Source organism: Massilia sp. P1_C10, from assembly GCF_056406475.1.
This window is the reverse complement of sequence record NZ_JBFUAC010000003.1, coordinates 123,057-148,075: the sequence shown is the minus strand read 5'-3', so window position 1 is coordinate 148,075 and position 25,019 is coordinate 123,057. Positions and strand designations below refer to the sequence as shown.

The 25,019-nt window shown below is 63.7% G+C and carries 17 protein-coding genes; 3 read left to right on the top strand and 14 right to left on the bottom strand.

The features are described from left to right. Positions 1 to 4 precede the first annotated feature (4 nt). Positions 5 to 1,312 (bottom strand): putative O-glycosylation ligase, exosortase A system-associated, encoded by a 1,308-nt coding sequence (locus AC1D02_RS08340; RefSeq protein ID WP_477315632.1) that lies wholly within the window; start codon positions 1,310 to 1,312, stop codon positions 5 to 7. 294 nt (positions 1,313 to 1,606) lie between these two features. On the opposite strand from AC1D02_RS08340, the gene AC1D02_RS08335 reads away from it, so the two are divergent. From AC1D02_RS08335 to AC1D02_RS08325, 3 genes are read left to right on the top strand one after another with little or no spacing between them, the layout of a single operon-like run. Then, positions 1,607 to 3,193 carry an acyl-CoA ligase (AMP-forming), exosortase A system-associated gene (locus AC1D02_RS08335; protein ID WP_477315630.1) on the top strand — a complete coding sequence of 529 codons (1,587 nt, stop codon included), beginning with the start codon at positions 1,607 to 1,609 and terminating at the stop codon, positions 3,191 to 3,193. Continuing rightward, the gene (locus tag AC1D02_RS08330) at positions 3,190 to 4,425 is read left to right on the top strand and encodes a pyridoxal-dependent decarboxylase, exosortase A system-associated (RefSeq protein ID WP_477315628.1); all 1,236 of its coding nucleotides are present in this window, start codon (positions 3,190 to 3,192) and stop codon (positions 4,423 to 4,425) included. Before AC1D02_RS08335 ends, AC1D02_RS08330 begins: the two co-directional genes overlap by 4 nt. Positions 4,426 to 4,482: 57 nt before the next feature. Continuing rightward, positions 4,483 to 6,324 (top strand): asparagine synthetase B family protein, encoded by a 1,842-nt coding sequence (locus AC1D02_RS08325; RefSeq protein ID WP_477315626.1) that lies wholly within the window; start codon positions 4,483 to 4,485, stop codon positions 6,322 to 6,324. A 70-nt stretch (positions 6,325 to 6,394) separates the two neighbouring features. Here the strand turns inward: AC1D02_RS08325 and AC1D02_RS08320 are convergent, their stop codons facing one another. From AC1D02_RS08320 to AC1D02_RS08260, 13 genes are all read right to left on the bottom strand, one after another. After that, entirely contained in the window at positions 6,395 to 8,104 is a 1,710-nt protein-coding gene (locus AC1D02_RS08320; RefSeq protein WP_477315624.1) for a hypothetical protein, read from the bottom strand. A gap of 186 nt (positions 8,105 to 8,290) precedes the next feature. Beyond that, positions 8,291 to 10,189, bottom strand: a complete 1,899-nt coding sequence (locus tag AC1D02_RS08315; protein WP_477315622.1) for an XrtA/PEP-CTERM system amidotransferase — start codon at positions 10,187 to 10,189, stop codon at positions 8,291 to 8,293. Further along, on the bottom strand, positions 10,174 to 11,349 hold the full coding sequence (locus tag AC1D02_RS08310; protein ID WP_477315620.1) for a TIGR03088 family PEP-CTERM/XrtA system glycosyltransferase: 1,176 nt from the start codon (positions 11,347 to 11,349) through the stop codon (positions 10,174 to 10,176). Before AC1D02_RS08310 ends, AC1D02_RS08315 begins: the two co-directional genes overlap by 16 nt. Then, entirely contained in the window at positions 11,346 to 12,959 is a 1,614-nt protein-coding gene (locus AC1D02_RS08305) for a polysaccharide deacetylase family protein (protein ID WP_477315618.1), read from the bottom strand. The genes AC1D02_RS08310 and AC1D02_RS08305 overlap by 4 nt, the downstream gene beginning before the upstream one ends. A 22-nt stretch (positions 12,960 to 12,981) precedes the next feature. Beyond that, the gene (gene xrtA, locus AC1D02_RS08300) at positions 12,982 to 14,523 is read right to left on the bottom strand and encodes an exosortase A (RefSeq protein WP_477315616.1); all 1,542 of its coding nucleotides are present in this window, start codon (positions 14,521 to 14,523) and stop codon (positions 12,982 to 12,984) included. Next, the gene (locus AC1D02_RS08295) at positions 14,514 to 15,707 is read right to left on the bottom strand and encodes a TIGR03087 family PEP-CTERM/XrtA system glycosyltransferase (RefSeq protein WP_477316259.1); all 1,194 of its coding nucleotides are present in this window, start codon (positions 15,705 to 15,707) and stop codon (positions 14,514 to 14,516) included. Before AC1D02_RS08295 ends, xrtA begins: the two co-directional genes overlap by 10 nt. A gap of 5 nt (positions 15,708 to 15,712) precedes the next feature. Next, positions 15,713 to 16,798 (bottom strand): FemAB family XrtA/PEP-CTERM system-associated protein, encoded by a 1,086-nt coding sequence (locus AC1D02_RS08290; protein WP_477315614.1) that lies wholly within the window; start codon positions 16,796 to 16,798, stop codon positions 15,713 to 15,715. Then, entirely contained in the window at positions 16,795 to 17,670 is an 876-nt protein-coding gene (locus AC1D02_RS08285; RefSeq protein ID WP_477315612.1) for an XrtA system polysaccharide deacetylase, read from the bottom strand. The genes AC1D02_RS08290 and AC1D02_RS08285 overlap by 4 nt, the downstream gene beginning before the upstream one ends. Continuing rightward, a complete protein-coding gene (locus AC1D02_RS08280; RefSeq protein ID WP_477315610.1) occupies positions 17,667 to 18,683 on the bottom strand; it encodes an XrtA/PEP-CTERM system-associated ATPase in 1,017 nt (338 codons plus the stop codon). Before AC1D02_RS08280 ends, AC1D02_RS08285 begins: the two co-directional genes overlap by 4 nt. A gap of 16 nt (positions 18,684 to 18,699) precedes the next feature. Continuing rightward, entirely contained in the window at positions 18,700 to 20,277 is a 1,578-nt protein-coding gene (locus tag AC1D02_RS08275; protein ID WP_477315608.1) for a TIGR03016 family PEP-CTERM system-associated outer membrane protein, read from the bottom strand. Continuing rightward, a complete protein-coding gene (locus tag AC1D02_RS08270) occupies positions 20,270 to 21,283 on the bottom strand; it encodes an XrtA-associated tyrosine autokinase (protein WP_477315606.1) in 1,014 nt (337 codons plus the stop codon). The genes AC1D02_RS08275 and AC1D02_RS08270 overlap by 8 nt, the downstream gene beginning before the upstream one ends. Before the next feature lie 21 nt (positions 21,284 to 21,304). Then, positions 21,305 to 22,843 carry an XrtA system polysaccharide chain length determinant gene (locus AC1D02_RS08265; RefSeq protein WP_477315604.1) on the bottom strand — a complete coding sequence of 513 codons (1,539 nt, stop codon included), beginning with the start codon at positions 22,841 to 22,843 and terminating at the stop codon, positions 21,305 to 21,307. Between the two features lie 280 nt (positions 22,844 to 23,123). Beyond that, a complete protein-coding gene (locus AC1D02_RS08260) occupies positions 23,124 to 25,013 on the bottom strand; it encodes a hypothetical protein (RefSeq protein ID WP_477315602.1) in 1,890 nt (629 codons plus the stop codon). Positions 25,014 to 25,019 lie beyond the last annotated feature (6 nt).

The window sequence follows — 25,019 nt, the reverse complement described above, 5'->3', positions numbered from 1 at the left end:
GCAATCAATTCATTGAAGCGGTGAGCACAGGAGGTGCGGCGCGTTGTTCCGCATCGCGCCGCTTTTCCTCATCGGTCTCAGCGGTGAGCGCGGCATCGACAATGCTGCCGGTGGCGACCATCACTGCCATCAGGTAATAGGGCACGTCGAAATACAGCAAACTCAGGAAGGCACCGCCGGTGGCGAAACCGATCATGCCAACCTGCAGCATGTTGGCAAGAATGCCGGCCCAAGCGAGGTGCGGCCGGGTTTTCGCTGCCTTGATGATCTTGCTGCCCTTACGCCAGGTGAGAATTCCGAGGAGCAAGTAGAGCCCGAGGCCGACGAAACCATGCTCGCCCAGTGCCTGGAAATACAGGCTGTGAGCGGCATGGATGTCGGCAGGTACCGGCGCGTAGCGCGCGAACGTTGGGGGGTTATAAATGTCGAAACCGCCGCCAGCAAGCGGCCGGTCGCAGGCGAGGTTAAACGCCATGCTCCACGCATTGATGCGGCCCATCGCTGAGTCGTCCGCCTTGTATTCCTTAATGGTGTCCATGCGTGACGTCCACTGGGAAGGCATGAAGGCAACCGCCGCTGGGATCACGATCGCCATGATGATGCCGAGCAACATTTTCTTTGGGCTTTTCAGCCACAAGAAGGCGGCCATCGCGCCGATTCCGAGCAGGGCGCCGCGCGAATACGAACCAAGCGCCGCCAGACCGCAGAGCACCATGGCCGCGGCGCAGGCATAACGCAGCCATTTCGTGGTTGTCGTGAGAAACATGTAATAGAAGATCGGGATGATGGTGATGAGGGCCAGCGCGACTTCGTTGTTGCCTTCTATAAAGGAGCCCTCCGGGCCCCATACACGGAAGCTGCCACCGCTGACGACAGTGAAAATGCCGCCCTTGATGCCATAGTACCCGAGCGAGCCGGCCAGCACCCAAAGCAGAAGGTGGATCTGGCGCTTCGTCTTGATCAGCATCATCGTCACGCAGGTCATCAGCATGATCTTCAGTACCCGCGTCAGCATGTCGGTGCCGGGAAAGATCGCGAAGGGCTCGCCAATCGCCATCCAGGCGGCGAACGCGACCAGGGTCCAAACCATCGGGCTGTTAGGCAACTGCTTCGGATCCTTGGTGAAGAACAATCCGACCAGGGTGACGCCGGCGATGATCGCCGCGAACGGGAAAGAATAGGCAAAGCCCCAGCTCAGGCGGTGCGGGTTCATCACGCTGATCCATACCCACATCAGCACCCCAATGTAGGGACGCTTGAGCGCGAAGGGCAGCGAGCCGAACACGATTAAGGTGATGATGACGTCTCTCATGGGTAGTCCGGGTAAGTAATGCGCGCCACTTAGTTGCTTTTTAGCACGAATAGGATGGTGGCGGGGTCCGATCCGGTTGTGCGCCCGCTTCCGGCGGCGTTTTCCCGCTAAAATGTTGTGCAAAGGTGCAAACGATAACGCATTTTTGATCTTTGCGCGAAACGTTTGACGCTGCAAGGAAATATTTTTCGCTGGATATAACGAATAATAAAATGATAATGATATCATGGGGTTTCCGTTAGTTTTCCCGTCACGCCGCCCGACGGCGCCGACCGCACGACAGACAAGGTTGTAATGAGCGATCTGATTCACGAATTTATTTTCCGTTCGGCCAGCCGAACGCCGCAGGCCGAAGCCTTGGTGTACGGTAATAACCGTCTGGATTACGCAACACTTTCGGCGGCGGTCGGCCAAGCCGCCCAGGCCTTGCTGGCCACCCGCCTCGGGCGCGGTGAGCGTGTCGCCGTCTACCTGGAAAAACGCATCGAGAACGTGGTGGCGATGTTCGGCGCCGGCGCCGCCGGCGGCGTGTTCGTGCCAGTTAATCCTTTGCTCAAGCCGGAGCAGGTCGGCTACATCCTGGCCGACTGCAATGTGCGCGTGCTGGTCACCTCGGTCGATCGCCTGCGCCAGCTGGCTCCCGCCCTGCCTGGCTGCCCCGACCTGAAGACGGTCATCGTGGTCGGCTCCGGTGCGCCGGCGGCGCTCGATGGCATCGAGGTCATCGGCTGGGACGACGCCATGGGCGCCGCCGTCGCGGCACGCCAGCCGCACCGCGCCATCGACACCGACATGGCCGCCATTCTGTACACCTCCGGCAGCACCGGAAAGCCGAAGGGTGTGGTGCTGTCGCACCGCAACATGGTGGCCGGGGCCAACAGCGTCGCCAGCTATTTGCAGAACACCCCAGCTGATCGCATCCTGGCAGTGCTGCCGCTCAGTTTCGACTATGGCCTGAGCCAGCTGACCACCGCCTTTTCCGTCGGCGCCACCGCCGTGCTGATCAACCACCTGCTGGCGCGCGACATTCTGAAGGCAGTCGAAGCCGAGCGCATCACCGGCCTTGCGGCAGTGCCGCCGCTGTGGATTCAGGTCGCGCAACTGCCGTGGCCTGCGGATTGCACTCTGCGCTACCTGACCAATTCCGGCGGCGCCATGCAGCGTCCGACCCTTGACGCGCTGCGCGCCGCGCTGCCGCGGGCCAAGCCGTTCCTGATGTACGGCCTGACCGAGGCGTTCCGCTCGACTTACCTGCCGCCGGATGAAGTCGACCGCCGCCCCGATTCGATGGGCAAGGCCATTCCCAACGCCGAAGTGATGGTGCTGCGCGCCGACGGCACCGAGTGCGATCCGCACGAGCCGGGCGAACTGGTGCACCGCGGCGCGCTGGTCTCGCTGGGCTACTGGAACGACCCCGCCAAGACGGCCGAGCGCTTCAAGCCCTTCGTGTCGGTGCACAAGGGCCTGGTGCTGACCGAGATGGCGGTGTGGTCGGGCGACACCGTGCGCAAGGACGAGGACGGTTTCCTGTACTTCATCAGCCGCAACGACGAGATGATCAAGACTTCCGGCTACCGGGTCAGCCCGAGCGAAGTCGAAGAAGTGGTCTATGCGCGCGAGCACGTGGCCGAAGCGGCGGCGATCGGCGTAGCGCATCCCGCGCTGGGCCAGGCGATCGTGGTGATCGCCTATCCGAAGGAAGGCGCCGCGCTCACCGCCGCCGAGCTGCTGGCCGCCTGCAAGCCGCACCTGCCGGCCTACATGCTGCCGGCCAAGGTGGTGATGGCCGAAACCAGCCTGCCACGCAACCCGAACGGCAAGATCGACCGCAAGCTGCTGAGCATGCAATACGAAAACACTTTTATGGAAAATACCCAATGAGCGCACCGCGCCCCCAGCATGCGCCGCTGGTGCAATTCGACGTCGAAGGCGACTGCCTGCAGATCGGCGGCATGCCGCTGACCCGCCTCGCCGAGCGCGTCGGCAGCACCCCGTTCTACGCTTACGACCGCGCCCGCCTCTCCGAGCGCGTGGCGCTGTTGCGCCGCAACCTGCCGCCCGAGGTGCACCTGCACTACGCCATGAAGGCCAACCCGATGCCGGCCGTCGTGCAGCACATGGCCGGCCTGGTCGACGGCATCGACATCGCCTCCGGCGGCGAGATGCGGGTCGCGCTCGACACACCGATGGACCCGGGCCTGGTCAGTTTCGCCGGCCCCGGCAAGAGCGACACCGACCTGTCCTGCGCGATCGCCGCCGGCGTGGTGCTCAACGTCGAGTCGGAAGCGGAGATGGAGCGCATCGCCGTGATCGGCCGCCGCCTGCAGCTGCAGCCGAAGGTCGCGGTGCGGGTCAATCCCGACTTCGAACTGAAATCGTCCGGCATGAAGATGGGCGGCGGGCCGAAGCAGTTCGGCGTCGACGCCGAGAAGGTGCCGGCGCTACTGGCCCGGGTCGGCGAGCTGGAATTGGCGTTCCAGGGCTTCCACATCTACAGCGGCTCGCAGAACCTGAAAGTGGCGGCGCTGCAGGAAGCGCATGAGAAGACCTTCGCGCTGGCGATCCGCCTCGCCGAGCACGCGCCGAGCCCGGTGCTGACGCTGAACATCGGCGGCGGCTTCGGCATTCCGTACTTCCCCGGCGAGGAGCGGCTCGACCTGGAAGCGGTCGGCGCCAACCTGAAGCTGCTGCTGCCGGACGTCAAGAAGGCGCTGCCGCAGGCGCAGATCGTGATCGAGCTTGGCCGCTACCTGGTGGCCGAGGCCGGCATTTACGTCAGCCGCGTCATCGAGCGCAAGGAGTCGCGCGGCCAGGTCTACCTGGTCACCGACGGCGGCCTGCACCATCACCTGTCGGCCTCGGGCAACTTCGGCCAGGTGATCCGCAAGAACTACCCTGTGGCGATCGGCAACAAGATGACCGGCGCGGCGCGCGAGAACGTGTCGGTGGTGGGACCGCTGTGCACGCCGCTCGACCTGCTGGCCGACAAGATGGAACTGGCGCACGCCGAGCCGGGCGACCTGGTGGTGGTGTTCCAGTCGGGTGCCTACGGCCTGACCGCCAGTCCGGTCGCTTTTCTCAGCCACCCGATGGCGCCGGAAGTGCTGGTCTGAACCATTTCAACGAACAATGCAAGGTACGACAATGATTGAAGCAATGGAGAGCGCGCTGTGAGCGGCGTATGCGGATGGATCGGTTATGGCGCCAGCGCCGCCGACAATGGCGCGCTGATTGAAGCGATGGCCGCGCCGCTGGTGCGTTTCGATGGCGCACCGGTACAGGCGCTGCACGGCCGCAAGAGTGCGGCCGCAGTGGCGGCCGGCGCCGGCAGCGTCCATGTGTACCAGCGCGATGGCCTGATGGTGGCGCTGTGGGGCGACGTCCGCCTGACCGACGCGGTACTGGCGCAGCAGGCCGGCGCTGAAGGCTTGGGCAAGACCGTGGCCGACGCCTGGCGGCGCGATCCCGACGCGGTGTGCGCGCAGCTGAGCGGCGCGTTTGCGCTTTGCATCGTCGACGACAACGCCGGCGAAGCCATGCTGGCGATCGACCGCATGGGCACTCACCCGGTGAGCTACCGCCTGGACGGCGAGGCGCTGCTGTTCGCCAGTTCCGCCGATGCGCTGCTGCGCCATCCGCTGGCGCGCGGGGAGATCGATCCGCAGGCGGTCTACAACTACGTCTACTTCCACATGATTCCGGCGCCGCGGGCGATTTATCGCGGCCAGGAGCGCCTGCTGCCGGGCGAATGCCTGCGCTACAGCAAGGGCCGGATCAGCAAGCGCCAGTACTGGAAAATGACCTTCGATGAACGGGCCGACCGTCCGTTCGAGGAACTGCGCGATGAATTCCGTGACGTGCTCCGAAGCAGCGTGCGCGAAGCGGCCGGCGCCAGCCGGGTCGGCGCCTTCCTGTCCGGCGGCACCGACAGCTCGACCATCGCCGGCATCCTGACCGAAGTGGCCGGTCGCCCGGCCGACACCTATTCGATCGGCTTTGCCGCCGAAGGCTACGACGAGACCGGCTACGCCCGCATCGCCCAGCGCCATTTCGGCACCAACCACCACGAGTACTACGTCACGCCGGACGACGTGGTCGCCGCGATCCCGCAGATCGCCGCGGTGTTCGACCAGCCTTTCGGCAACGCCTCGGCGGTGCCGGCGTTCTACTGCTCGCGCCTGGCGCGCGCCGACGGCATCACCCGCATGCTGGGCGGCGACGGCGGCGACGAACTGTTCGGCGGCAACGAGCGCTACGCCAAGCAGCACGTGTTCGCCCGCTACGACAAGGTGCCGGGCCTGCTGCGCAAGGCGCTGCTCGAGCCGGCCATCTTCAATTTCCCCGGCGGCGACCGCATCGGCCTGATGCGCAAGGCACGCAGCTATATCGAGCAGGCGTCGGTGCCGATGCCGGCGCGGCTCGAGACGTACAACCTGCTGGGCCGTTACGGGCCCTCGCAAGTGTTTACCGCCGACTTCCTGGCCGGCGCCGACGTCAATGATCCGCTGGCCAGCCTGCGCGCGACGTATGGCCAGCAGGAGGCGGTCAGCCTGATCAACCGGATGCTGGCGCTGGACATGAAGATCACGCTGGCCGACAACGACCTGCCGAAAGTGGTGAAGGCGTGCGAACTGGCGGGCGTGGAGACGGCGTTCCCGTTCCTGTCAGACCAGATGGTCGCCTTTTCGTCGCAGCTGACGGCCAAGCAAAAGCTCAACGGCACCAAGCTGCGCTACTTCTTCAAGGAAGCGTTGCGCGGCTTCCTGCCAGATGAAATTATCACCAAGCAGAAGCACGGATTCGGATTGCCGTTCGGCGTGTGGCTGACCCAGGAACCTGGCCTGAAGCAGCTGTCGCTCGACAGCCTCTCCGACCTGAAGAAGCGCAACATCGTGCGCCCCGAGTTCATTGACTCCTTGTTCAGCCAGCACCTGCAGGAGCACGCCGGCTATCACGGCACCATGGTGTGGGTGCTGATGATGCTGGAACAGTGGTTCAAGCAGCGCGAGTAAACCCGAATTTTGGGCCTCAAGGTAAGCCAAGCGGCTCAGAAATTCGAATCGGCGAAGCCGATTCGCTGAGTCAATCGATGTGGATAAAAGGACGATTTTCCCTTGCTGCTTTTACTAGCAACAAGAGTGGTTGATAAAGCCACTTGCGTTTATTGCGTATTGTCTTCGACACCAATGCCAACAACAAAAGCAATCGGTTCGATACACTCAGGTACTTGAGAGCCGCCAGAACCGTACGCAGGTCTCCAAATGTGAACACGTCACCTTCTCGGTCAAGGCGCCTATGGACTTGCCGAGGCACTTTTGGAAATCCGATAGGAATATTTCTCGTCCCCTCGAAATCTAAATATTGGGGATAAAAACGGCGCAAACATTCCTCCTGAAAAAACAGCTGATACTTATCTCCCGGGTGATAAGTGAGTGCTGCGCGAACGAAACCCATATCGTAGTAAGGAAACACCGGAAGCTGACCAGGAGGATGCATCATTGTGATGCAGGTACTGATACCGCGACGCGTGCGCGCCTGCAAATATAGAATTTCTGAGCGAGCCAGCGTTGGTGCTAGGGACGTGATCTTGCTCTCGTAAAACGCACGATATTCACTCACATTAGGAAATAGCGACGATAAATTTCTAAAAAACTTTGGATTTGAGCGTTCATCGACGAGGATTCGCAGATCCTTTTCAGGCGTTTCATGCAATCCTGAGAATTCATAACCATGGTTGCCGAGGGCGTCGCCAGCGAGTCCGTCGAAAATTAGGGAGGGTGGTTGATCGGCAAACCAATCCATTAGCGGCATCGCCCAAGTATGCATGAACGTCTCGGTGCCGACGAGGCCTAGTCGTTTTTGACTGTAATCAATGGCTTTTTGACCGACGGCGGCTTCAAGTGTCGTGCACGGCACGCCGAACGCGCTGGCGATTTTTGGAGCGCACGGTAGATCAAGATCGTACCATCCCCCCATTTTCCAATGAAAAGTCTGGCACGTGATAGCGTTGAATTCTATCGAGTTGGCGTGCAAACATGCAAAAAAACGGCGGGAATCATATCCGCTCGAAAATGGTAATGTTATTGGCCCTGGTCGTAGTTTGAGACATTTTTGAATCGCCTCGGACGTTGCGGATTCGATAGCAACATACGTGGAGTCGTCGACGCGGGCGGACGCATCAGGCAGCGATCGGATGTCGAACCAGCACTTGAAATGGGCATCATTCCTGCCAATCACCGCCTCAGTGCCTGGGGGAAATCGCTTTATTTCTTGATAGAAACCGTCATCCCCAACCGGACAGCCCGTTTGTAACAAAGTGATCCACGTGTATAGATTAGGTGAATCCCCCGCAAGATGTAGCAATGTCGCATGGGACGAAAACAAGTAACTCTCGCCGATTTTTCGATAGAAAAAAGGTGCTACACCCAGCGCATCAGTCCGCACGACGGCACAATCTGTCATCGGATCGATGCGAATATAGGAAAATACGCCGTTACATAACCCAGCAGAATCGAGTAGTTTGAATTGGTCTTGCCCTTCGGTGTAGGAATGCACGCATACATCGCTATCGTAACCTCGAAACAGAATGTGTTCGCTCCCACATTTGTTCATCAGGCCCCGACCGCCTTCCTTAGACCTTGAAGTAACGCTCCAAAACCGTGCATCTGATATTACTTCTAGGTCATCCGGAATTGGCCCGATTACGCCAAACGGTTCGTCGGGAAATAGGCAGGCAACGAAGAATTCTACATTGAAAAATTTTTCGGAAATTGCCTGGAGATCGGTTTTCAATTTTTTCCTGCTAGAGTAATCGCGCTGGTCGGGGCGCGATGTATTAATTGAGTAATATTGCAGCGGTCGATCCGTCACGAAAATGGGTACCCGAGGTGCTTCCTTTCGAATACCTCGCACACAAGTTGCCGATTTCGCGCGGTGGCCGCTGCCTGCTGGGTTGCGCAGTCACTTAAGCCCGAAAAGTTACGTGCCTAGCATTTCCTTGCGCAGGAACGCCTCGAACATCAGCACCGACCAGATCGGCCCGCTGTAGTCGCGCCGCCCCGATTGGTGCTGCTCGACCAGTTCCGCTAAGAACTGCTGGTTGAATATGCCCGTTTCAGCGAGTAGGGGGCCGAGTAGCGACTCGCGCACGCGCTGGCGCAGCGGGCCGCGGAACCAGCTGGCCAGCGGCACGGCGAAGCCCATTTTCTTGCGGTACAGGATGTCCTCGGTCAGATAGGGCTCGAGCGCCTTCTTGAAGACATACTTCCCTTCGCTGCCGCGCAGCTTCATGTCGGGCGGCAGGCCGGAGATCCACTCGACCAGCTTGTGGTCCAGCAACGGCACCCGCACTTCGAGCGCGTGAGCCATGCTGGCGCGGTCGACCTTGGTCAGGATGTCGCCCGGCAGGTAAGTCTTCATGTCCAGGTACTGGATCATCGACAAAGGATCGTCGGTCGGCGAGTTTGCTGCATGGCCCCGCATTACCTCAATCGCGCCATAGCCTTGCAGCTCGCGCCGGAACTTGTCCGAGAACAGGCGCGCGCGCATCGCGTCGGACATCAGAGAGACGCCATGGAAGTAGCCCTCGACCAAGTCGCGCGAAAGTGCCTCGAAGGTTGTCTTCGCGCGGAAGATACGCGGCGCCCAGTCGGCCTTCGGATAGTATTTGCCGAGCGGCCCGAATACCAGCTTGCGCAGCGACGGCGGCACTTTCGAGCGCACGCTGTCCTCGGCCATCGCGTAGCGGTAGCGCCGGTAGCCGGCCAGGTTCTCGTCGCCGCCGTCGCCCGACAGCGCTACCGTCACGCGCTTCCTGGCCAGCTGGCACACGCGGTAGGTCGGAATCGCCGAACTGTCGGCGTACGGTTCGTCATACAGGTCGGCCAGGGTGTCGAGCAGCGCGTAGTCGTCGGTGTCAACCGTCTCGGTGTGGTGCTCGGTCTTGTACTGGCGCGCGACCTGGGCGGCGTATTCGGATTCGTCGAACGATTTTTCGTTGAAGGCGATCGAGCAGGTGTTGACCGGATCCTTCATGAGACCGGCCATCATCGCCACGATCGCGCTCGAATCGACGCCGCCCGACAGGAAGGCGCCCAGCGGCACTTCGGCCTTCAGGCGGATTTTCACCGCTTCGCGCAGGCGCACGATCAGCTCGCCCTCGGCATCCTTCTCGGTCATCTTTTCGTGCGGCTTGAACGGCGCGTCCCAAAACTGCTTCGGCTCGGGTAGCGGCTGGCCGATCCGTACCGTCAGCGCGAATCCGGGCGAGAGCTTTTTCGCTCCGGCGTAAATTGTCTTCGGTTCCGGAACGTAACCGAAGGCGAAGTAGTCCTCGATGGCGGTCGGGTCGATCGCGCGCGGAAGGTCCGGGTGGGCGCGCAGCGACTTCAGCTCGGAGCCGAAGATGAACATCCCGTCCGGCAGCAGCGCGTAGTAGAACGGCTTGACGCCGAGGCGGTCGCGCGCCATGAACATGGTCTGCTTCTGGCGGTCCCACACGCAGATCGCGAACATGCCGCGCAGCTTGTGCACGCAGTCCTCGCCCCAGGCTTCCCACGCATGCACGATGGTTTCGGTGTCGCTCTTAGTACGGAACACGTAGCCGAGCTGCTGCAGTTCTTCGGTCAGCTCCGGGTAATTGTAGATCTCGCCGTTGAACACCACGCCGACGTCGCCGGCGGCGTTGAACATCGGCTGCTGGCCGCTGGCGATGTCGATCACCGACAGGCGGCGGTGGCCGAAGCCCACGCCCGGCTCGGTGTAGATGTCGCCTTCGTCAGGACCGCGGTGGTGCTGGGTTTCATTCATCTGCTTGAGCAGTTCCGGATCGATAGCGCGGACGCCGCGCATGTCGAAGATTCCTACGATTCCACACATGATTTAGCTTGCTTTCTGAATTTAGTTTTACGCTCACACAGGGTGTCGTACAGGGATTCATACGCGGCGACCATTGCCGCCATGTTGTATTTAAGGTGCACGCGGTCGCGGCCCGCATTGCCGTGTGCGCGACCCATTGCCGGTTCAGTCACGTAGCGTGCCAGCGCCGCGGCCATGGCGGCCGGGTCCGACGGCGGCACCAGCAGGCCCGTGACGCCGTCGTCGATCACTTCCGGGATGCCGCCGACTCGGGTACCGACCACAGGCAAGCCGGTGGCCATCGCCTCCAGCACTGAGCCGGGGGTGCCTTCCGCAATCGATGACATGGCAAAAATATCGAGACCGCGCAAGATGTCGGCGACGTCCATGCGCGAACCCGGCAGCCATAGGGCGTCCGCAAGCCCAGCGGCGGCAGCCTTCTCGCGCAGGGCAGGCAGCAGCGGGCCAGTGCCAATGATGACCAGGCGCAACTTGTCGGCTAATTGGGGCAGGCTTGCTCGCAAAAGGATGAAGGCGTCGATCAGGCCGGCGTGGTCCTTCACAAGTTGAACGCGCCCGACCGTGCCGATGACAATGCAGTCGGGCCCGAACGGGATGACGGAATTGGCCTGACGCTCGGAGCGCGGTTGGAACTTCTCAGCATCGATGCCATTGGACAGCAGGATACTCTTGTGTGCGGGAACGCCGATGACGTTGCGGTTCCAGGCCACTAAGTCCGCCGAATTGGCGTAACAGCAATCGTAGAATGGCAGCATCATCCTGCGTAGAAAGTTGTGCTTACGGCTGCTGCCATCCGGGTCATCTGCATCGCGGCCGTGGGCGCCGTTGATGCGTACCGGCACCCCCGCTAGCAACGCAGTCGGTGCGTATTCAATCGCTGACAGGTTGTAGGTATGGAGGATGGCCGGCTTCAGTTCGCGCAACAGCTTCCAGAGATCCAAGTGCAGCCCGAGCGCCGGCCCTGGCTGCTTGTTCAGCGCAAAAATTTTTACTCCTGGCCGGGTGATTTTCTTGGAGAAGTCGGTGTACTTGGTGAGCGCGATCACTGCATGCTGGTATTTGTCAGCCGGCATGCGATTGATGCGTTCGATCATCAGGCTCTCTAGCCCGCCGAAATCCAGAATATAGGTCAGGTGCACGATCAATGGAATCTGGCTCATCGGGTCTTGTCCCATCCGCGCGTGCGCGCCGCTAGGGCAAACCTGTCGAATGCCCAGTTGACGCCTATTCGCTTGATGTTAAATGGGTCCATGTCCAGGCCGTTCTGGCCACCATACGCCGAGAAGCAGGCGCGGTATCCCAGCATCTTCATCATGTCCAGCTTGGCGTCGTTTATGTTGTGCTTGCGGCCGTAGGGGAAGGCGATGAATACATCTTCCTGGTCAAGTTGAGTACGGATATCGTTAAGCGAACCTTGCAGTTCCTGAAAGGCGAGATCGTCGCTTATCTCGGCCAGATTGACGTGATTTCTAGTATGGCTTCCGAAGTGGAAACCCCACCGGTGCATGGTCTGCACCTGCGCCCAGTTCATATTGTCCAGCCCAAAACCAAGTGCGCGCAAATCATGGTCGAACGGCTTGTTTTCGCGGATCATATCGGTGCTAATAAAGAAAGTGCAGGGTATCTGGTGTTTCATTAAGATCGGGGCGGCATTTTCGAAGTTATCGAGATATCCATCGTCGAAAGAAACCGCCAGTACAGGTTTGGAAGCGTTGCGCGGGATGTCGTTCTCCACCACCTGCTTGAGCGAGACAACTTGGTAATGTTTAGAAATATAAGCCATGTGCTGATCGAAGCGCTCGATGCCGATTGTCACGTTGTCGCGGAACTCGTCGCTGACGCGGTGATACAGCAGGATGATCACCCTTTGCCGTCCAGTCAAACCGTGCCAGTAATTGACGACCGGCCTCAGCAAAGTGCCATAGCCGAAAAAGACCGTGCGTTTGAGAGCTTTTTTCAGCATGCTGCTCTCGGAGGGCTCCGCGGCCTCCAGTCTGCGCGTCAGCTCGGCGGCGGCGCGTAAGGTCGGGCGTGTGTTGGTTGTTCCACCGGCCACCTGCGGAGTGAACGTGGCGGAACCGTTCAACACCTGTGCGACCGCTTCGCAGACAAGCTCGACACCGAGTCGGTGCAGTTTGAGTTGCACCCCGCCCACAGTGGAGAAGCGATCGACTGGAACGGCGCCTTCGACAATGATGGCGCCGGTGTCCAGCCCGGCTTCGACTGTGTGGACGGTGCAGCCCACCGACGATTCACCCCGTTGCAGTTCCCAGAACGCCGCAGGCATGCCGCGGTAGTAAGGCAAACGCCCCTTGTGCAAGTTGATGGTTCCGAGTCGAGGTAGAGAAAATAACGCTCCCTTAAGAATCGGCGCACCTAGCGCAATCCCCAACGTGGCGTCAAGCGCGCGAACGAACGCGCATGCCTCAGGGCCGTTGATCGACTCGAATCGCCGCAACGTGATCTTAGGGTGATGCTCCAAGGCATCTTGGTCGTACATCTGACCCGGGCGGTCAGCGCTGGGGGGGGGGCGGCGGAGCGCCTTGTCGGCGAATATCCCGGTGATTTCGCCAAGCTGATAGGGAATCCAGCGCCATCCGTGTCGCTTGATGTTACGCAGCTGATTTGAGCAAAGCTTCGCAATGCGTTTGGCAGGGGCATGCACCATGATTGTGATATGTGCATCGGGAAACTTGTTCGCCAGCCGCACGACATTCCAGCGGACGTTGAAGTCGAGCCCGGTGGTAAAGACGACGAGTTGAGTTTCCATTGGGTTGGCGCCTAAAAAATAGTTAACGCGCTCGGGTCGAGGCAAGCGCCGCTTCCACAGGTGCTATGTTGGCATTCAGAAAGGCGCGCAGCGCGGCGCGTGCTTCGTCGGGATGCTCGGCGAACGGCGCTGACAGCATGACGGTGGCGCCGTCGTCGGGACGCAGGCGCAGCTTGGCGCTGGCCTGCCACAGCTTGGCGGCATAATCGTTGGCGGTCGCGCGCTGGTCGATCCAGTTCCAATGCCACACGAGAATTGTCCCTTGCGGGCCGGTAAGTCGGGATTCGCGCAGGGTGAACGGCTTGCCACCGATGGTCTCCACGCGGCCGGCCGTCGCAGTCTGATGCCAAGGATCATGCTCGGCGGTGAGGCGGTTCACTGAGCTGATCAGTGTTTTATCGGGCCGCTGGTTGCGGTAATACAGCAAGGTCAGTGCGACCGGCTTCCCGGCGCTGCGGTAGACGCCATCGAAGCGCGCATCCGGCGCCATGTAGGCCGGGGTCCAGCTGGAGAACGCCGGTACCGGTTCCCAGGCGACTGCGACAGGTGCCAGCTGAACCGGTTTCGGGTTATGGCTGGCACTGACCATGTAGGCGCCGAGCGCGGGCCATACGGCCAACAGCGCCAGCACGGCCGCGGTCATCGGCAACAGCGCGGCCGCGCCGCGCCGCGGGCCCTCCGCTGGCGGCACGGGCGCTGGCGCCGATATCGGACCGTCGTCGCGCCAGATGTTGCCGATCCAGAACATCAGGAACATCACGAGGCCGAAGAATAGCCAACCGTAGATCAGATGATCGACACCAACGGCCAGCTTCATGCCGCTCAGGTGGCCGATCATCACGATCATGTAGGCACGCAGGCCATTAGCGATGATCGGCACCAGCACTGCGGCTGCCATGAAGGCGGCGCGTCGCTTGAACGAGCGGAAGGTCAGGTAGGCGTACAGCATGCCCAGGGTGACAGATGAAATCAGGTAACGCACGCCGCTGCACGCTTCGACTACCGACCAGCTTCCGCTGGGGATCTCGAACATGGTGCCGTTGCGCAGCACCGGTATGCCGGTCAGCTGCAGCGCGCGCACGGTGAAATCGGCGGTAAACGAAATAAGGGGGGCGATGAAGATTTCGCCGAACGGTACGGCGGCGAGCACAAACAGCAGCGGGAAGGCAAGCGAAGTGGCCAGCCGCCGGCCGAACAGAGACCAAGCGGTCAGGGGCAGCATTGCGGCCAGCATATAGTGCTGGACCACGTTCACGTCAGCCATGCTGCCCAGCAGCCAGCCGGCGCCGGCCAGCGCCAGCGGAACCAGCGCCGGCCACCACGGCGTTGGCGGATACGCGCCGAAGTTGGCGCGGCGGCGCCAGATCAGCCACAGGCTGATCGGCAGGATGATGTAGCCGTGTGCGAAGGTCTCGGAGCTGTTCCAGATGTCGACGATCGATTTGGCGGTGCCAAAGTACAGGACCAACGGCGCCAGCATCGTCAGCACAATCAGCGCAACAGCGGCGCGGTCCAGGCGCGCCGGCGCGGCGCGTACCAAGTCAGGTGGGGGAGTCAGATGCATTCGAGCCTCGCTTCAATGCGGGCCAGGTTGCTTGGCCAGCTGTACCGCTGTTCTACCGTGGCGCGCGCGGCCTTGCCCAGTGCGCTGCCGTCCTTGTCCAGCAATGCCGATATCTGATCGACGAAAGCCGCGGCGTCGGCCGCCAGCAGCAGGTCGGCGCCCGGTTCGGCCTCGATGCCTTCGAGCGCCTGCGGCGACACCACCACCGGGGTGGCCATCGCCATCGCTTCGAGCACCTTGTTCTGAATGCCGCGCGCGATGCGCAGCGGCGCCACCGCCACCGCGCCGTGCGCGATGTAGGGACGCACGTCCGGCACCGTGCCGGTCACCACCACGCCCGGCAGCTGGCCCAGCGCCTGCACCGCGCCAGAGGGACGCGCGCCGACGATGTAGAAGCGCGCGTCGTCATAGCGCGCGCGCAGCTGCGGGAACACTTCGGCGGCGAACCACTGCACCGCGTCGATGTTGGGCCAGTAGTCCATCGCGCCGGTAAACACGATCGCGCGCTCGCCGGCCGCGTACGGGCTGGCATAGTCGCGCGCCGGCGAAAAATAATCGGTGTCGACGCCATTGTTGAAGAAGCCGATCCTGGCCGACGACTCGGGCGCCAGTTGCTTGAACAGGTCGGCCTCGGGCTGCGAGACGAACAGCGAGGCGTCGCATTCGCGCGCCACCTTGCGCTCGTAGGCGAGCAGCTGGCGCGCCTCGTGCCGGTATAGCGCGCTCATCGGCCAGGATTTCTTCTCGGCGTACTGGCGCCACTTGTCCGAATCGACGTCGCAGAAGTCGACCACCCGGCGCGCCTGCGGCCAGCCATCGGCGTACTGCGCCATCTGCGACGAGAACACCACGATGCGCTTGACGTCGTGCTCGCGCATGGCGCGCGCGGTCCAGGCGCGCATGCCGGCGTCGCGGTAGTAGTCGAGCGAGAGCGAACGGTTGGCCAGCAGCGCGCCGAGGCTGCGCAGCCGCGCCAGCTTCGGGTTCAGCGGCGCGAAATGGCTGCTCGCGCACAGCGCCTGCACGGTCGGCACGTGCTGCCAGTCGTCGGCGTCGTCGACGAAGGTGCCCAGGTGGACGCGGTAGTGCTGCGCCAGGTGCTTGAGCAGGTGGTAGGAGCGGATCTTGTCGCCCTTGTTGGGCGGGTACGGCATCCGATGGATCAGCAGTAGGAGATCTTCCACGTCGTTCAACCCAGGCTTCTGACGATGTGCGGACCGATCAGGTTGGCCAGCGGCAGCGGCAGCTTCTTCCACATCTTGATGAACAGCTGGTACTTGGGGTTCAGCGGATTGTTGTCCGGCAGCGCGCTGGCCGCGTACAGCTTGTATTCGTAGGGCAGGTGCTGGGCGGTGAAGCCCCAGTTCTTCTTGAAGTCGTAGGCGCCGGTGCCGAGCTTGCTGCGGCCGAAGTCGAACAGGCGGGCGCCGCGCGCGGCCGCGGCCTGCATCAGGTTCCAGTACATGAAGTCGTTGCCGCCGACGTCGCGCGCGATCGGCATGCCGCCGCCGTAGTAGGGCACCACCTCGTCGCGCCAGTAGAAACTGAGCACCGCGGCGACCAGCACGCCGTTCTGGGTGATGACGCGCACTTCGCATTCGTCGCCGAAGGTTTCCTTGAGCAGGGCGAAATACTTCTTCGGGAACACGGGAGTGCCGAGCCGGTGCACGCTGCTGGCGTAGGCGGTAAACATGCGGTCGACGTTGTCGTCGACTTCGCCCACCAGGCCCAGCTTGATCCCCTTGCGCACCATCGCGCGCTGCTTGCGCGGGATCGCGTTGAGGTTTTCCTCGTCGTCGCCGGAGATGGCCTTGCGGAACGTGACGTACAGCTCCTTGGTGTGCCAGGCGGCGTCGCCGGGATGGGCCGCGGCCATGTTGCGGTATTCGAGGTGGCCGACGCCAAGCTCGCGCGCCAGCTTGTCGGCGGCGCCGTCGAGCAGCACGCGCGCCTGATCGGACAAGGCGGCCACGCCGCCGTACACGCAGAACTGCATCGCGCCCAGCGAGTGGCCGAACAGCGCGCTCTTGATTTCGCACAGCGGCAGCACGCCGACGATCTGGCCGTCCTGCTCGGCGTAGTAGAACCAGGTCTTGAGCCTGAACGACTGCTCGATCACGCGCTGCCAACCGGACAGGTGGAAGAAGGTGGCGTCCGGGCAGGCGCGGACGAAGGCGTCCCAGCGCGCATGGTCGTGCGGCGCCATCAGCTTGACGGCGAGGGGCGCGGCGGCGACTGCCGGCGCGATGTCGGTTGCTGCTACCATCGAATTCATTGGGTACCCAGGAAAATGCGGTCCATCCGGTCCCATTCGAAATCGCGCGCCAGGGCGCGGATGCGTCCTTCCATGCGTTCGAGGTTGACGTAGTGGCGAAAGCGGCTCTTGGCGTCGACGCCTTCCGGGCGCGGCTGGCCGGGATCGAGTTCCCACGGATGGAAGTAAAAAATGGCGGGCTGGCCGTCGGCCTGGTTCACCCGGTTCATCATCCAGCGCGACAGCGCGTAGGGCAGCAGGCGGAAATAGCCGCCGCCGCCGGCCGGCAGGTTGCGTTCCATGATGCGCACGGTGGTCACCGGCACTTCCAGCAGGCCGTCCGGGCCGTTCGGATAGAACGCGAAGCGCGGCGCGTCGGGCATGCCGTAGTGGTCATGCTTGATCGGGTAGATCGACGAGCTGTAGTCGTAACCGGCTTGCTTGAGCGCGTCGAGCGCCCACAGGTTGGCCGTGCCAATCGAAAAGCTCGGTGCGCGGTAGCCGCGCACGCGCACGCCGCCGATGTCTTCCAGCAGCGCCTTGGCGCGCACGATGTCGTCGGTGAATTCCGCGCGGTCCTGGTCGGACGCGCGCTGGTGGCCGTAGCCGTGGCTGGCCAGCTCGTGGCCGCCGTCGACGATGCGGCGCACCAGCTGCGGATAGCGCTCGGCGATCCAGCCCAGCGTGAAGAAGGTGCCGTGCACGCCGTTGTCGGCCATCAGCGCCAGGATGCGGTCGATGTTCGCTTCTACGCGGCACTCGCGCTCCGGCCAGCTGGCGCGGTCGATGTGCGGCGCGAACGCCGACACCTGGAAGTAGTCCTCGACGTCGCAGGTCATCGCATTGCGGATGGCCGCGCCGGCCGGGCGCGCCGGCAGTTCATGCATCATCATTGTTCGCGCGTCTCGTGCTGTTGGGCGTTGTTGGCCGGCGGCGCGGTGGCGACGATTTTCTTCAGGATCGACAGCACCGAGACGATCGACTTCTCGAGGCGCACCATGCGCTCGTCCATCTGGCCGCCGCTGCCCGGCGTTTCGGCCGCCATCGGCTCGGCCGCTTCGTTCGCCGCGGCCTGCTCGGCGCCCGGCGGCAGCTGGAATTCCTCGTCGATGTCGCGAATCACGGTCTGCACGTCCGCTTCGGTAAACGCGTGCATCTCTTCCAGGTAGCCCATCAGCAGCAGGCGGTCGCACAGGGTGTTGACCTTGCGCGGGATGCCGCCGGTGTACTCGAAGATCGCGCCGTAGGCGCCCAGCGAGAACGCCGGATCGCCGTTCCAGCCGACGGTGGCCAGGCGGTGCTCGATGTAGGCCTGGGTCTCGGCCGCGTCCATCGGCCCCAGGTGGTAGCTGGCGATCACGCGCTGGCGCAATTGCAGCATGCTGGCGCTGTGCAGCGTGGTGCGAAATTCCGGCTGGCCCAGCAAAAAGGTCTGCAGCAGCGACTTCTCGTCGGTCTGGAAGTTCGACAGCATGCGCAGTTCCTCGACCGTGCGGGCGGTCAGGTTCTGGGCCTCGTCGACCACCAGCAGCGCGCGCTTGCCCTGCTGGTCGGCGCTGCGCAGGAACTGCTCGAGCCGGGTCAGGAGGTCGGGCTTGCTGACGTTCTCGTAGGGCAGGCCGAAGGCCGACACCACCATGCGCAGGGTGTCGTCCGAATCGAGATTGGTGTTGACGATGTGGGCGGCGATGATCTGCTCGGACGGCAGGTTGTTGAGCAGGTTGCGCACCAGCGTGGTCTTGCCGGCGCCGACTTCGCCGGTGATGACGATGAAGCCCTCGCCCTGCGACAGCCCGTAATCGAGGTAGGCCATGGCGCGCTTGTGGCCCTTGCTGCCATAGAAGAAGTGCGGATCGGGCCGCAGGCGGAACGGTTTGGCGCTCAGGCCGTAATAAGTTTCATACATCGCTGGTTCGACTCCGCTATGGCATGAATGAGAGGGACGCGCTGACTGCGTTCTCGTGGTAGGTCGAGGCGCCGATGCCGCCGGCGTTGCCCTGGTTGCGCCGCAGTTCGACGCTGGCCTTGATCTTGCGCCGCAGCTGGGTGCTGGCGATCACGCTGGCCTGGGTTACGTTGTTGGTGAAGCCGCCGGTCAGCGATTCGGTGCGGTTGCGCGCCAGCGTCACCGTCACGCCGCTGCGCGAGGTGATGCGGTAGTTCAGCGCGGCGGTGGCGCCGACCTGGCGGGTGCTGTCGTTCAGGCCGGCCAGGCGATCGCCCAGCAGCACCTGGTCGACCGTCGACGGCGTCAGCGCGGTGCGGCGCACGCCGTTGACCGAAATGAGCGCGGTGCTGCGCGCGCTGTTGAAGGCGGTCGACAGCAGCAGCTGCTTTTGCAGCACGAAGCGGTTGCTCAGGTAGTTGTAGCTGCCGTCTGGCTGGGTCGGCGACAGGCCGTTGGCGCGCATGTAGGCCTCGACCGCCTGGCGCCGCGCGTCCGGATCGGGAATGTCGGCGATGAACAGGCGGTCCAGCACTGTGGCGGTCTCGATGAATTTCGGGATCAGCAGCTGCGAGCGGGTGTTGGTGACGGCGTCGTTGTAGGTGGCGACCCACACCGTGCGGCGGCTGCGGTGGGTGGCGTTGAGCGAATAGCTGTTGCCGTAGTAGCGCCGGCCGCCGCTGGCGTCGATGCTGGTGCGCGACGACGGCGTCCAGGTGAAGCCGGCCGCATAGCTGCGGCCCTTGTTCGGCGTGCCTTCGGCGTCGAAGCTGTAGCTGTCGTAGCCGCCGCTCAGGTTGAACTTGAAGCGCTCGCTGCTGCGCAGCGACACCGTGGCGGAGAGGTTTTCCTCGCGCGTCCTGGTCTGGTTGCCCTGGCTGAATTCGACGTCCTGGCGGTAAGCGCGCAGGTTCCAGCCGAGGCGGCGCTGGCCGTCGCTGGTGGTGCCGGCCGACAGCGCCAGCGAGTCGCCATGGCTGTCGCCGAAGCCGTTGGCCGGCGAGCTGACCACATCGTGGGTGTAGCGCAGTTCGCTCACGGCGCTGCGGCCGAAGCGGTGGGTCAGGTACGGGCTGATGCTCCAGGTGCGGATCTTCGCGCGGTTGGCGCTGGAGTAGCCGTTGGTGTTGGCCGGCGGCGCGAACGGCGACAGGCTTTGCTGGCCGATCATGGCGTTGGCGTCGACGTACAGCAGGTCGCTCACCAGGCGCGCCTTGCCGTTGCCCTGGAAATTGAGCTGCGACTGGTTGGTGTCGTCGATGCGGTCGCCCGAGAACGCGTACAGGCGCTCGGTGATGACGGCGGACCCTTTCAGGCGCGGGCCGTCGGCGGCGATGCGCAGCGACGGCGCCACTTCGGTGATCCACTGGGGACGCGCCAGGTCGCCCGGCTGCAGGCCCGGATTGGTGGAATAGGTTTCGCGCAGGTCGAGCGTGGGCACGAACTTGATCTCGGCGCGCGCGGACGGCGACATCAGCAGGGCCAGCATCGCCAGCGGCGCGGCCACGGGCAGCGCTGTCGCGCCCATGCGCGGCGCCGTGACGCGTCTAGCCATAGTGATAGTCATACGTTTCTTCGATACCCGGGAATTCGCGCGTCTTGTTGTAGATGATGTTGACGTTGCTGCAGCCCTCCAGCTGGCGCAGCGACTCCTTCACCGCATGCTGGGTAGTGGTTTCGGCTTCGACCACCAGCACGATCTGGCCCATGTGGGTGGCCAGCACGTGCGCTTCGCTGGTCAACAGCAGCGGCGGCGAATCGAAAATCACGATCCGGTCCGGATAGCGGTTGGCGATCTCGTAGACCAGCGACTTCATGGTCTGGCTGGCCAGCAGCTCGGTGGCGCGCGCGGTGCTGGTGCCGGCCGGCAGGATCGACAGGGTGTCGACGTTGGTGCGCAGCATGACGTCGGCGACGTCGATCTTGTCGTCGAGCAGGATGTCCATCAGGCCGCGCTGGGCCGGCAGGCCGAGCGTGCGCAGCACCGACGGGCGCGCCACGTCGGCGTCGATCAGCAGCACGGTGTGGTCCAGCTCCATCGCGATGCTCATCGCCAGGTTGATCGCGCAATAGGTCTTGCCTTCGCCCGGCAGCGAGCTGGTGATCATGATCAGGTTGGCCGGCGGGGTGTCGGGCGAACGCTCGGCGAACGCGCGCTTGAGCAGCGGGCGCTTGATGATGCGGAAGTCCTCGACCAGCAGGGTGCGCCCGCCAGCGGCGGTGACCATGCCCATGTCGCGCATCCGGTTCAGGTCGAGGTCGACCTTGCGGGTGCTCTGCTTGCGCGGCTTGGCCGGCTCGGCCTCGGCGACCACCACCTGGACTGGCGGTGCGATGACGGGCGCGCTGGCCTGAACGGCCACGGCCTGCGCGGCGGGCGCCTCGGCCGGCGCCACAGCCTGGGCGGCGACCAGCGCGGCGGCAGGCGCAGCGGCCATCGCGGCGACGATGATCGGAGACGGGGTGTCGACGCCGGCGACCGGCGTGGCGGCGACTGCAGCGGGCGCGGCCGCTTCCTTGGTTTGATCAATCCGACTGGCGGCTTTTTCGATAATGCTCACATTTGCTCCCGGGATCGTCGTTTACAGCGCAGGTCGGATCAGAATGGCCGCCATGACCGCCCCGTACGCGCCGAACAGCGCTAATACCGAGGCGCCCATCGCGTACAGGCGGCGCTTGCGTTTGACTTTCTGTTCGGTGGTCCAATTCATGCCGATGGTGCCGAGGATCGGGATGCCCGTCACTTCGCGCAGCGCGGCCTGGCTGAGGAAGGTCGGACGGACCTGGCTCATCAAGAGCGCCACCACCAGGCCGGCCACCAGGGCGGCGACGAACACCAGCGAGAACAGGCGCGGGCGGTTCGGCCCGGCCGGCGTCAGCGGCACGGTCGGCGGGTCGATCACGCGGAACGTCAGCATGTCGGTCGCCGAGCTCAGGTCGCCCGACAGCTTGGCCGCCTCGCGCCGCTCGACCAGCTTCTGGTAGTTGTCGTGATTGACCTGGTAGTCGCGGTTGAGCTGCGCCAGCTGGGCTTCGATTTCCGGCGCCGCGGTGCTTTCGCTGCGCATGCGGCCCATCCGGGCGCTGTACTCGTCGACGCGGGCGCGCAGCGAGGCGACGCGCGCTTCGGCCACTGACAGCGCGACATTCATCTGCTGCAGCATCGGGCTGTAATTGGCGCCGATGTCGCCGCTCGGCTTGCGCTTTTTGGCCTCGGCCTTCTTCTTTTCTTCGAGCTGGGCCAGCAGGCGCTTGCCCGCCAGGATGTCGGGATGCTGCTCGGTGTATTGCAGGCGCAGCGTGTCGAGCTGCTTGTTGAGTGCCTGGATGCGACCGTCGAGTTCGGGATTGGCGTCCGGATCGGCTTCCGCGGTCGAGGTGACCGGGGCCGGGTCGTCGCCGGCGATCTGGCGCTTGATCGCGTTTCGCCCTTGCTCGGCTTCCGACAGTTCCAGTCGTGCGGCACTCAGCAGCTCGGTAGTCTCCATCATCTTGGAGCTGTAGTCGCCGCCCTTGCCCGGCAACATGCCCATGTTGCGGATCTTGAAGTCCTTCATTGCCGCTTCGGCCGCCGCCAGCTTCTCTTCATAGCTCTTGATCTGGTCGTCGATGAACTGGACGGCCTTTTCGGAGTCCTGCTTCTTGCCGCCGAAGCTGCCTTCGACGAAGATCGTCAGCAGCGACTGCACCACGTCCTTGCCCAGCTTCGGATTCGGATTGTTGTAGGTGATCGTGTAGATGTCGTCGCGCTCGGTGCCGATGATCTTGATCTTGTCGATCAGGTCGTCGACGATCTTTTCATGGTCCTTGGCGTTGCTGGCCTTGACGTCCAGGTCGACCATGCGCATGACGCGCTCGACGTTCGGCCGGCTGATCAGCGTGCGGCGCATGAACACCACCTGCTGGTCGAGGTTCGGCAGGGTCGTCATGCCCGACAGCAGCGGCTTGAGGATGCTCTGGGTGTCGACGTAGACCCGGGCCGAGGCCTGGTAGTCGTTGGGCAGCTTGTAGACTACCGCCCAGCCGATCACCGCGACGACCCACGAAATGACGACGGCATACCAGCGGTATTTGCCAATCGCCTTGAGGAAACTCAAAATTACGGCTGTCAGTTCTGCCATCTCGTCAATCTCGGTTGGGGATGCGCGGGTGCGCGCAGGAAATTCAACATATCATCGCTTGTACTGAGAGCAATTGCAATTGCGTAATGGAAAAAGCTCGCCGTACGTGCAATAAAAGCCACGTATTGCGACATCCGGGACAATCATTATTGCTCATTGCTATCGAAACTGCCCACACGCAAGACTGTGACTCTGAGCAAGAACGGGGTTTGCACATTGTATTGTTGCCTCGAAAAAAACGCCACTCTTAATGCATTTGGAACAAAACGTGTTCGGTGCATCATCCTTGAATTCCTTTCGGCATGGTTTTTTTGTCATTCAACATGGCCTGAAACAGTAGCCAATACACCAATAAACTGATGCGCGGGAAGTCGAACAGGCTGTCCAGCAACGACAGCGCGACGAAGGCCGCCAGCGCCGCGCCCAGCGCCGGCGCGTACGGGTCGCCGGCGCGCAGGCGGCGCCACAGCGCCAGCGCCGCGCAGCAGGCAAGGCCGCTGAAGGCGGCCAGCCCGGCCAGGCCCTGCTCGAACGCCAGCTGCACCCAGGTGTTTTCCAGGTGCCACGGCAGGTGGTTGTCGCTGGCAAAGAACCAGCGGTCCATGCCGGCGCCGAAGCCGCCGTTGCGCAGCAGTTCGCGGCCGCCGGCGTCGCGCAGCGACACGTCGTCGATGTCGATGCGGCTGCCTTCGGCCTCGCTGAACAGCGACAGCTTGGCCGGCGCGGCGATGCCATGCTTGGCCGGCGCGCGCGCCGGTCGGATGAACCAGGCGTCGAGCTGGCGCCAGGCGCCGCCAGTATCGCCCACGGGGAAGCGCAGCCAGTTGCAGCGGCGCGAGTACAGCATCCATTTCTCGCACACCGGCACGCTGATCTCGGCGTCGGCATCGGCACTGCGCACGCGCAGGCGCAGCCGGTAGCCGTGCCCGGGCGCGACGTCGGCCAACTGCTCGAGATACAGCGGGGCGCCCGCGGCCAGCGCGACGTAGCGGTTGCCGGCTTCTTCGTGCAGCGCAATGTAGGTCGGCGCAACGCCCTCGTCGCTGCGCTGGAAATAGGTGCGCGGATAGCGTCCCAGCCCCATGCCGGCGAGCCACGCGGCCGGAGTGCGGTCGATCATGCCGAGCGCGTCGACCCAGTGGCCGGCGCGCACCTCCAGGTCGTGCAAGTTGCCGGCGAAGCGGCGCTGCATCGCCACGCCGCTGGCCACGGTCCACGCCAGTGTAAACAGCAATCCCACCAGCACGGCGGCGCGCAGCGCGCGGCGCGGCGCCCGGCGCCGCGGTTGCAGCAGCGGTGCGAGTGCCAGCACCAGCAGCGCCGCCAGCGCGGCCAGGTAGCCGGCGCGCGCATAGGTCACCAGCAACGCGTAGCTGCCGGCGCCGAGCATCGCGAGGCCGGCCAGGCGCTGCGGCCAGCGCCGGCTGCCGAGGGTCCACCAGGCGACGAACGGCAGGGCCAGCGCGAAATACGCCTCGATGCAGGCGCCGCCCGTGTGCATCGCCGAGAACAGCCCGACCACGCGGTAGCCGCTGTCGAAATTGAGCAGGCCAGGGAAGGCGGCGCGCTCCCACATCACCGCCAGCGCGGCCGCCGCCACGCCGAGCCCCATGCCCAGCGCGAATCGGCGTTGCGTTTTTACGACATCGCGCGCCAGCGCGGCGCCCAGCGCCGGCCTTAGCAGCAGCGCCCAGCCCAGTCCTTTGGCCAGGCGCGCGCCGTTCCAGGCACTGTAATAGTTGTTGAACGAATTCAGGCCGGGGGCGTGCCAGGGCCAGGCGCCGATCGCCAGCGCCGCCACGGTGGACAGGCACAGCAGCGCCAGCCAAACGCGCGCGGTGCGGCCGATGCCGGCCTCGGCCGGCGCGCCCGGTCCGCGCCAGGCCAGCACCAGGCCGGTGACGGCCAGCAGGGCGTCGAATTCGTCGAGGTAGAAGCGCCCGGTCCAGGGCGTCAGGTCGAGCACCGGCAGCGCCGCCGGCACCAGCAGCAGCCAGGCGTTGGGCCAGCGCAACAGGATCGCGCCATACGCCAGCAATGCCGCGGCCAGCCACGCCGGCCCCAGCGGATAGGCCGGCACGACGGCGGCGAGCACCAGCGCGCAAGGCAGCGCGCTCAGCGCCGCCCGCGTGCGGGGCAGGCGGGCCGGGTCAGTCCAGGTTGCGATCAAGAACGA